Genomic DNA, 10,470 nt, shown 5'->3' on the forward strand with positions numbered 1-10,470 from the left:
GGGTTAAATAAAATATCAGGGCGAAGGAGTGGAACGCATGCCAAAAGTGGTATTGGCCGGGGGGACGGGGTTTGTTGGACAGGCGTTTGCGAGGCGGTTTCGGGAACTGGGGGCGGAGGTAAAGATCATTTCCAGACAGGCTCCCCATATCCCTTGGGAGGATCAAAGCGCCATTGTGGAGGCGTTAGAAGGGGCAGACCTGCTGATCAATTTGGCCGGCAGATCGGTAAATTGCCGTTATACGCCGGAGAACCGGCGTCTGATCTTAAACTCCCGGACGGAAACGACACGCCAGCTTGGGGAGTGCGTCCTGGCTTGCCGCCGTCCGCCGGCGTTATGGATCAACTCCAGCACGGCAACGATTTACCGGCATGCAGAAGACCGCCCGATGACGGAGGAGGGCGGAGAAATCGGCACGGGATTTTCGGTGGACGTTGCGAAGGCGTGGGAGGAGGCTTTTTTTGCCTTTGACCTCCCGGCTACAAGGCAAATCGCCTTGCGGATCGCCATCGTGCTGGACGACGGCGGGGTCGTGGCCCCCTTGCGGAACCTGGTTCGCTTTGGACTGGGCGGTGCTCAAGGATCCGGCCGTCAGCAGTTTAGCTGGATTCATATGAAGGACCTGTTCCGAATCGTCAGGTTCCTGCAGGAGCACCCTGAGCTGGACGGCGTGTTTAACGCATCCGCTCCGAACCCGGTCACGAACCGGGAGTTGATGGCCAGCCTGCGCCGGGCGATGGGCGTTCCGATCGGCCTGCCCGCACCGCGCTGGTTGCTGGAGCTGGGCGCACGTTTCATTCGCACGGAAACCGAGCTGGTGCTGAAGAGCCGCTGGGTGTTGCCGGAACGGCTGCAACGGGCGGGATTTACCTTCCATTACGATACGCTGGAGAAAGCGCTGGAGGAAATTGTAGGTCGAATGAGGGGCTAACATTTAAGAGCATAAGAGAGTGTGGAGTGCCGAAATTTTTCACCCCTGGTGCCGCGATTCTTCTCCTTATGTTTTGAGAGCGCTAACATTACAATGGGTTTAATCAAAGCAAGGGGGGAATCAAACAAGATGAAAAAATGGATATCACTATTGTGCAGCGCCGCCATGCTGATGGTATTGCTAGCTGGTTGCGGCGGGGGGAATGAAGCTTCCGGCAGCGGAGATAATGGTGGAGAGAAGGTAAGCATCTCCATCTGGCATAACTGGACAGGCCAAGACGCGAAAGCGGTGGCCATGCGAAAAATTATCGAGGACTTTCGGGCCCAGCATCCCGAGATTGAAGTCATCGACGAAGGGCTTCCGACTGACGGGTTAAAGACTCGGCTGCGGACGGTAGCTGCGGCCGACGAAATGCCGGACTTGTTCGTCATGTGGCCGGACGCCATGACGAAGGAATTCGTGAAGGGCGATTTGCTGCAGCCGATCAATGACGAGCTGGATGCCAATCCGGATTGGAAGAACAATTTCATTCCGAATGCGCTGGACGGCTACACCGTGGACGGAAAAATCTACTCCGTGCCGATGAACCTGGCGCCAAGCTCGTTTATTTTCTACAACGATGCCCTGTTTAAGAAATATAACGTCAAAGTACCGGAAACGTGGGAAGAGCTGGAGACGGCGGTCAAAACGTTTAACGACAACGGCGTCATACCGATCGCGCTGGGCAACAAAGCGAACTGGGTCGCACAGTCGACGTTCTTTAGCACCGTGGCGGACCGGATTACCGGTACCGACTGGTTCTTGAAGGCAGTTGATCAAGACGGCGCGAAGTTTACGGATCCTGAGTTTGTCGAAGCGCTGACTACATTCCAGAAGCTGGGTGAAATCAAGGCGTTCCAAGACGGCTTCAACAGTATCGATGAAACGCAAATGATGCAGCTGTACTTCCAAGGGAATGCCGCAATGGTTGTAAACGGCGGCTGGGCATTAGCAAACCTGGTGAACAACGCACCGGCGGAAGTGCTGGATAACACGCATATCACCATCGTTCCGACAATCCCGGGAGGCAAAGGTGCGCCAGACACCACCTCGGGCGTCGTAGGTACCGGTCTCGGGGTTAGCAAGAAGCTGACCGGAGCCCGGAAAGAAGCGGCGATGAAGCTGTTCTACGCCTTGGCAGGTCCAGATGGACAAAAGGCAACCTTGGAGAGCAGTACGCTCGTCAGCTACAATATCGAGCTCGACAAGAGCAAAGCGCATCCGCTGTTTGTTGAACTGTACGATCTGATCCAACGTGTGAAGATTGTTCCGGTTTACGACTCCAAGCTGGGCTCGGCCACGGTTGAAGTGGTGAACAACGGGCTGCAGGAGCTGCTGATGGGCGGCAAGGCAGAGGATATCGCCCGCAAAATCCAGGATGCACAGGCTGCATCAGTAGCCGCCAATTAAAGCGAACCCCTTCCCCTCAGGGGAGGGGGATTATTTTTCCTCTTAAGGATGTGAGAAAGCATGAACGCATTGCGCAGCAAGAGCTTTATCATCACCGGACTGCTGCCCGCGCTGGTGATTTACTCGCTGTTCGTCTTCGTGCCGGTGATCTGGTCGGCCTACTACGGCTTCTTCAACTGGTCGGGCATCGGCGAAGCGAAATACACCGGCCTCAGCAATTATGCGGAAATCCTGCGAGATCCCATATTCTGGCGGGCGCTGAAAAATAACATCGTGTTCGTGCTGGCCTCGGTGTTCGGACAAATTCCACTCGCTCTCGTGTTGGCCGTGCTGCTGCACAAGAGCAACCTGCTGCAGCGCTTCCTGCGCTCAGCGGTATTTTTGCCGATGGTGTTGTCCACGGTGGTCATCGGGATGATTTGGCAGTACATTTATCACCCGCAGATTGGGATTCTGAACTTTTTGCTGGATGCATTGGGATTGTCCAGTTGGAAGCTGGATTGGCTCTCGGACGGCAAGATTGCGATCTATTCGCTGCTGCCGCCGCTGATCTGGAGCTACGTTGGATTGTATCTCATCATCTTTATGTCCGCGCTCCAGAACATTCCGGGCGAGATTCACGATGCGGCTAAAATCGACGGCGTCTCCGGCGTCCGCAAGCTGCTAACCATCTCGCTGCCGATGATTAAGAACACGGTGCAGGTGGCGGTTATTCTATGTATTTCGGGCAGCTTGAAGTCCTTCGACCTGGTGTACATCATGACGAAGGGTGGACCGGCGCATGCGACGGAGCTGCTGGCGACGTATATGTATAACTCCACGTTCTCGACCTACCGGTACGGGTTCGGGAGTGCCATTTCCACCAGCATCATGATCATTAGTTTGTTGTTGATCGGAACCAGCCAGTGGCTGACCAATCGTAAAAAGGATGCCGCTTAAGGAAAGGAGGAACCATGAACTTGAACATCAATACAACCACAACGTTATCCGCGAAAAATACAGGGGTTGGCGGCGGCGGACGGGTGTTAAGGAAGACAGGCCGCACTTTGTTTTGGGGGCTGTTGACGCTTTATGGCGTGATCACGCTGTACCCGTTCTTATGGCTGGTCATCAGTGCGTTTAAGACAAATGAAGATTTCTACGTCCGGCCCTTTGGACTCCCGCAGGTGTGGCATGGCGACAATTTCACGCGGGCCTGGGAAAGCTCGCGGCTGGGCACAGCGTTTGGCAATTCGGTGCTCGTGGCGATCGGCTCGCTAGTGCTGACGTTGTTTATCGCCGCACTAACCTCGTTTATTCTTGCCCGCTTCCAGTTCCGATGGAAAGGCGGGGTACTGACCTTTTTTGTGATCGGGATGCTGATTCCGATTCATAGTACGTTGGTTCCGTTGTTTATTCTCATGAAGCAGATGTCGTTGCTGAACACGTATTGGGCGTTGATTCTGCCTTATACCGCCTTTGCGTTGCCTACAGCCGTGTTCGTGTTGACGGCCTACCTGACGAGTGTACCGCGTGAGCTGGAGGAGGCGGCGTTTATCGATGGGACCGGTCTGTGGGGGTTATTTTTCCGCATCATGCTGCCGATGTCGGTTCCGGCTTTGGCGACGGTGACGATTCTTAGCTTCCTGCATTCCTGGAACGATTTCTCCTTCGCGCTGGTGTTCATCAACAAGACGGCGCTCAAAACGTTGCCGCTGGCTATCGCCAACTTCGCTGACGGTTATCAGACGGATTATGGCTTGTCGTTCGCGGGGATGACGCTGTCGGTTATCCCAACGATCGTCCTCTATTTGCTGTTTCAGGAACAAATGATGAAGGGGATGACGGCCGGCGCGGTGAAAGGATAAGGGAGGAACATCCTACACCGAAGCAAAGGGGGAGCGCAAGATGGTGCATAAATGGTTGACTACGTCGCTTCAGCGCAAGCTGTCGGTGGTTGTTGCAGGGTCCATGATCGTGCCGATGTTGGCCTTGGGGCTGTTCGCCTTTGTGATCTCTTCCAACATTACGGAGGAGAAAACGAAGCTGACCGGCAGTGACATGCTGAAGCAAATGGACGCCAATTTGCGCTTTATGCTGGAGGATATCGAAACGTTATCGATCTTCCTGATTGGGGAACGGGATCTGCAAACTTATCTGGCTGGTCCGGACGACGACGAAGCGAAGCGAACGGAGCTGGTCGGGCGAATGACCAATTTGGCGGCCTCCAAGCCTTATATCGCGAATATCGCGATCTATCCCGAACGGTTCGACGCGCGGCTATCAACGGCCACCTGGTATGAAAATGAGCTCCCCGAGGAGGCGGCGAAGGCCATTGCCGGCGGGCGAAAAACGTGGTCCGGCGTGTACGAAATTCGCGACTATGCCGGGATGGAGCAGGTGATCACCTTGTTTCGGCCGATCCGCAGCATCTACGATTTTCGCCGGCTGGGTTGGCTGGCGATCAGCCTGGATGAACAGGAGCTGGCCCGCAATCTGGAATCGCCGGAGTTTGGTCAAGGGATGGGCAAGGTGGAACTGGTCGGGGGAGACGGGACGATTCTGTCCTCCGCCGACAAGTCCAGGCTGGGCCGGCCGCTGGATGACTATGCGCCCGGCCTGTTCGCATTGCTTCCGGGTCGCTCCCCGGAAGGAGACGGCGTGAGTGAGCCGCTCCCTGCAAGTATGAACATCAGCGGTAGCGTAATCTACGGCGAAGGGGACGGCAAGTCGACGGTGCTGTACCGTCATGAGCCCTTAACCGGATGGATGCTGGTAGGCAGCGTCCCTTACGACCAATACCGGGCGGAGAATCGCTACATCCTCACGTTAACCGCCGAGGTCGTTGGTGTGTCGGTGCTCGTGTGCACGCTGCTCATTTGGTTTACCGTTCGCCGGATTACCCGGCCGCTGCGCGTGTTAACCCGTCATTTGTCGCGGATCGATCCAGAGCGGCCTTTGCCGCGTTTTCCGGCGACCTCGGACGATGAGATCGGGCGGTTGGGTCATAGCTACAACATGCTTGGCGCGCATATCGAACGATTGAAGCGCGAAGTGATCCGCGGCGAGGCTCGCAAGAAAGAGGCCGATTTGCGTGCATTACAGGCGCAGATCAATCCTCATTTTTTATACAATACGTTGTCTTCGATCCATTGGATTGCCCTGATGTCAGGGGAGCGGCGCATCGCCGATATGGTCGAAGGGTTAAGCGACTTCTTGCGGATCAGCCTCAATCAGGGCAAAGATTACTGCCCGGTCGAACAGGAGGTAGCCCATATCCGAAATTATGTGCGAGTCCAGTCGATCCGCTTCCCCGATAAATTTACCGTCGAGTATTTCGTAGATGAGACGCTGAAGGACAAGTGGATGCTGAAGCTGCTGTTGCAGCCTTTGGTGGAAAATGCCTTGATCCATGGGATTCAAAAACGCGAAGGGATCGGTACAATCACCATCTTCATACAGCCGGAGGGAAAACGCATGAACGTAACGGTCATGGACGACGGGCTTGGCATGAACGCCGAGCGTTTGCAGGAGGTACGTCAATCGCTGCTGCTGCCCGCAGCTGACGGGGAGGAGAACGGGCGGTCAGGGATGCCCGGAACGGCCTTGGCGGAGACGACGGCAACGGCGGTTACGGACGAAGCAGCCCCAACAGCGGCAACCATGGCAATAACGGCAACTGCGTCAACAGCGGCAACAACAGCTACGGGGTTGTCTGCCGGATACGGGCTGCGCAACGTTAACGAGCGGCTGCTCTTGCATTACGGACGAGAAGCCGGGCTCTCAATTGACAGCCGGGAAGGCGAGGGCACGCAGGTTTCATTTTCCATTCCGATCATGGAGGAATCGCCATGAATGTATTGATTGTAGATGATGAGGTTATTATCCGGACCGGGCTGGCCAGTGTCATTTCCTGGAGCGAGCTTGGACTAAATCTGCTTCAGCCGGCTGCTTCTGCAGAGGAGGCGCTTGAGCGGCTGGAGGTGGAACGGCCGGATATCTTAATCACCGACATACGGATGAATGGCAAAACCGGCTTAGAGCTGGCGGAGGAAGCTGTGAGACGTTTGCCTGGGCTGGAAGTGATCATTTTATCTGGATATGGGGATTTTGCCTATGCCCAACAGGCGATTCGCCAGGGCGTTAGCGATTACCTGTTAAAAACGAGCAAACCGGAGGAAATCATCCGGACGGTGCTCCAAGCCAAGCAACGGTTGGTGGAGCGTCGGGCCGAGGATTCCCGCGCACATCGGCAGGCCAGGGAAGAACGGCAGCGGCAGCTGTATAAATGGGTGATCGAAGGTGAGGCGGGAGCGGCTCCTGCGGATCCCAAGCATGCGGGTTCGAGTCAGGATCTGAAGAACTCCGGCCATCCGGGGTACCGGCAAGTGCTGATTCTATCCGCCGGCGGCTGGGGCCAGGAGGATGAGGCCGATTCGCTGCTGCGGTTTGCCGTTCAAAATATGCTGGAGGATCTGCTGCCCGGAGCGGCGGTGTTGATCCATCAGGGGCGGATCGTTTGCGTGACCGGACCCGAACCGAGCGCGGTACATTCCAGCGGCCAGCGGTTCAAGGGAATGCTGGAACGTATCGAAAATTTGCTGAACTGCCAGCTGCGCTTGGCCGCCGGCGTACCCGTGGAGGATCCGGATCAGGTGCATCAAAGTTATGTGACTGCACAGGCCGCTTTTGCTTACCATGATCTGCTCCCCGGCGCGAAGCTGCTGGATTACCAGGCGTTCGCGGATCGTAAAGGCGGGAAGACGGTGATCACACAAGAAGAGGAGAACGAGCTCGGCTCGATCTTATTAGAGCAGGATCGGATGGCGTTGCGAGCTTGGACACACCGGCTGGCCGACGAGTTGGTCGCAGATCCGGAATGCACGCCGGAATCGTATCAAGCCTGTTTGCAGTCGGCGGCCGTTGCGGCGCACCGCTGGCTGGAGCGTACGCTCCGGGCGTTAGGGAAGGAAGGGGCCGCACGCTTCGCGCCTTGGCTGCAGCAGCACATCGGAGGTGCGAAGCTGAAGGATGAGCTGTTCCGTCATCTGCATGCCGTCATGAGCTTATATCACGGTCAACTTGGTGAGGGGCAGGCTTCCCATGTGCAGCGGGCCAAAGCTTATATGGAGTCCTGCCCGGCAGAGGAGCTAAGCTTGCAGCAGGTTGCGGCCTATGTGCACCTGCATCCCAGCCATCTCAGCGAGCTGTTCAAAAAAGAAACCGGCAGCACCTTCGGCTATTACGTTACCGCCTTACGAATGCGCCGGGCGATGGAGCTGCTGGCTGTATCACCGGCAAAGGTAAGCGAAATCGCCGGACTCACCGGATACGAGGACGTGAAATATTTCAGCCGGCTCTTTAAGAAGCATACCGGCAAGACGCCAAGCGAATTTCGCGAGGAGGCGCCGGGAGGAACGATCCGGCAAGCTTAACGGCACGGAAGGGTTATCTGTCGATACTACATCTCATCAGGAAAAGAGGGACGATTTATGATCATATCGGAACCATGGAAGCTGCAACATTTTGAGATTGGTGAGAAGCCGCCCTTGGAGCTGGCCGCCCCCGGCCTGGACGATCGCTTCTGGATCGAGACCAACGTCCCGAGCGACGTTCACTCGACGCTGCTCGCGCGTGGTTTGATCGATTCCCCGTATTACGGACACAACGATGCGAAATGCCGCTGGATCGAACGGAAGGAATGGTGGTACCGCACGACGTTTGAGTTGGAGGCCATGCCGGGGGAAGCGGAGAGAATCGAGCTCGTATTTGAAGGGTTGGACACGTATGCGTCCGTCTTTGTCAACGGGCATGAAATCGGCTCAACCTCCAACATGTTCCGCTGCTATACATTTGATATTACGCGGATCGTCCGTGAGGGGCGGAACACGATAGCGGTCCGTTTTGATCCGCTGTATTTGCATCATCGGGACAAAGAGCAGCTCGAATGGTCCTCGTATACGAAGGAGCGGCAATGGATCCGCAAGGCGGCGATGAATTTTGGCTGGGATTGGGGGCCGCGGATCGTCACGACCGGGATCTGGGGACCGGTTCGGTTGGAACGCCATAAGCTGGCGAAGCTGACAAGCGTATATGCCGCAACATTATCCGCGAGGGCGGAGGAAGCGGTGATCCAGGTAAGCGCAGAAGTGGAAGCGTACCGCTCCGGGACGGCGGCGGTGGCCGTCGCCCGCCTGCTGGACGCGGAGGGCGAGGAGGTCGCGTCCGCTACACTTTCGGTGCTGGATGCGGGAGAGACCCTTGTAGGCAGACAAGCCGCGCTAAGGCGGGCCTTCCCGAACGCGATCCATACGAAAGGGGCCGCATCGGCCGAACTGCGTGTTGCCTGCCCACGGCGATGGTGGACGCATGACTTGGGCGAACCTTATTTGTACACGTTGCAAGTGACGCTTTTGGCCGGTGATGAAGAGATTGACCGTTACGAGCAGCCCTTTGGCATACGGACGCTGGAATTATCGCTGCAACAACCTGACGGCAGCCCTTCGTTTGCTTTTATCCTTAATGGCATTAAGGTTTATGCCAAGGGAGCCAACTGGATTCCGGCGGATCATCTGATCGGATCGATTCCGGAGTCGACGTACCGTGGATTAATCGAACTGGCCGTGGAAGGGCAAATGAACATGCTGCGCGTATGGGCGGGCGGCATTTATGAGAAAGAGATTTTTTACGAGGAGTGCGACCGGCGCGGGGTGCTGGTGTGGCAGGATTTCGCTTTTGCTAATGCGTTGTTTCCGGACTTCAACCGTGACTTTATGGACAATGTGCGGCAGGAAATTATCGATAACGTCAAGCGGCTGCGGAACCGGGCTTCGTTGGCGCTATGGTGCGGCAATAACGAAATCGACTGGCTGTATGACATGAAGTCGGCTGCTGGGGATATTACCGGGGATTTTTTTGGAGAGACGATTTATCATGAGCTGATTCCTGGCTTGCTGGCCGAGCTGGATCCGTATCGACCGTATTGGCCTTCGTCGCCGTATGGGGCGCAGGATGGGTATGATGCCAACGATCCAAATCATGGGGACCGCCATAACTGGCAGGTGTGGCATGGGTCGGTGTATCCGCGCATGCAGGGCGAGAAGCCGTTGCTGGATTACAGCATCGAGGGCGTCACGTTCAAAAATTTTAAAAAAGACTTTGCCTTGTTTAGCAGCGAGTTTGGCATGCACGCTTCCGCAAACCGGTATACGCTGGAGAAGAACATCCCGGAGGGGCAGTTTACTTGGGGGAGCGCCGAGATGGCGTACCGGAACAAGGATACGAATCACCGCAAAGGGATTTTGCTCATGGAGGGCTATACCGGGATTCCGCAGGATATCGAGGAGTATATGAATTTCTCCATGTTAACGCAGGCCGAAGGGCTAAAATACGGGATCGAGCATTATCGCCGACATCGTCATCGGAACAGCGGTGCGCTGGTGTGGCAGCTCAACGACAGCTGGCCGGGGACGAGCTGGTCAATGATCGATTACGAGCTGTTGCCGAAGGCTTCGTATTACTATGGGAAGAAGTTTTTTCATCCGGTGCTCCTGTCCCTGGAGCATGAACCGGGCGAGCCGCTGCGCGTGTGGGTCGTGAACGACACGCTCGAGCAGCTGGAGGGGACCGTGACGTTAACGGTACATCCTTTGGTTTGGCAGGACGGAGTGGCCGAAGCGGCGGAAGCATCAGAAGATGCGGGAGACAGGGGCGCTCGTCAGTTTACGTTTACGGCGATGGTGCCGCCGCAAACGGCGCTGCTGCTCGGAAGCTTGGATGAGGCGGAGGCGCTGGTGGGTTTGGCGCCGGAGGAGGTGCTGGTGGAGCTGAGCGCCGCCGGGTTCAGCGCACCGGTGAACCGCTACTACCTGCGCGATCCGAAGGATATCCGACTACCTGCGACCGAGCTGGACGTGCAGGTGGACGAAGCAGAGCAGACCGTCACGGTCACCGTCTCCGGCCAAGCTATCGCCCGTCTGGTCAAGCTGGAGATGCCGCTAGGCCAGGTCCGCTACAGCGACAACTACTTCGACCTGCTGCCGGGCGAGAGCCGGACGGTGCGCCTCCGGCATCCGGGGCGGCTTGCCGCTGCCCTGGGCGGCGCTGCGAGT

At 56.7% G+C, this 10,470-nt stretch carries 7 protein-coding genes; all 7 read left to right on the top strand.

Translation table 11 applies throughout. From position 1 onward, the window contains the following. The first annotated feature begins 37 nt into the window (after positions 1 to 37). Complete coding sequence (locus POTG_RS06445; protein ID WP_036644453.1) at positions 38 to 931, top strand: TIGR01777 family oxidoreductase; 894 nt, start codon at positions 38 to 40, stop codon at positions 929 to 931. Positions 932 to 1,060: 129 nt separating this feature from the next. Beyond that, positions 1,061 to 2,380: an extracellular solute-binding protein gene (locus tag POTG_RS06450; protein ID WP_036644455.1), complete on the top strand. Its 1,320-nt coding sequence runs from the start codon at positions 1,061 to 1,063 to the stop codon at positions 2,378 to 2,380. 60 nt (positions 2,381 to 2,440) lie between these two features. Next, positions 2,441 to 3,319, top strand: a complete 879-nt coding sequence (locus POTG_RS06455; protein WP_009224017.1) for a carbohydrate ABC transporter permease — start codon at positions 2,441 to 2,443, stop codon at positions 3,317 to 3,319. A 14-nt stretch (positions 3,320 to 3,333) separates the two neighbouring features. Then, positions 3,334 to 4,227 carry a carbohydrate ABC transporter permease gene (locus POTG_RS06460; RefSeq protein ID WP_009224018.1) on the top strand — a complete coding sequence of 298 codons (894 nt, stop codon included), beginning with the start codon at positions 3,334 to 3,336 and terminating at the stop codon, positions 4,225 to 4,227. A gap of 40 nt (positions 4,228 to 4,267) precedes the next feature. Further along, complete coding sequence (locus POTG_RS06465; protein ID WP_009224019.1) at positions 4,268 to 6,214, top strand: cache domain-containing sensor histidine kinase; 1,947 nt, start codon at positions 4,268 to 4,270, stop codon at positions 6,212 to 6,214. Next, on the top strand, positions 6,211 to 7,794 hold the full coding sequence (locus POTG_RS06470; protein WP_009224020.1) for a helix-turn-helix domain-containing protein: 1,584 nt from the start codon (positions 6,211 to 6,213) through the stop codon (positions 7,792 to 7,794). The genes POTG_RS06465 and POTG_RS06470 overlap by 4 nt, the downstream gene beginning before the upstream one ends. 57 nt (positions 7,795 to 7,851) lie before the next feature. Beyond that, a partial coding sequence (locus POTG_RS06475; protein ID WP_083791424.1) for a beta-mannosidase occupies positions 7,852 to 10,470 on the top strand: 2,619 nt, incomplete at its 3' end.

The organism is Paenibacillus sp. oral taxon 786 str. D14 (assembly GCF_000159955.1).
Lineage (GTDB): Bacteria > Bacillota > Bacilli > Paenibacillales > Paenibacillaceae > Fontibacillus > Fontibacillus phoenicis.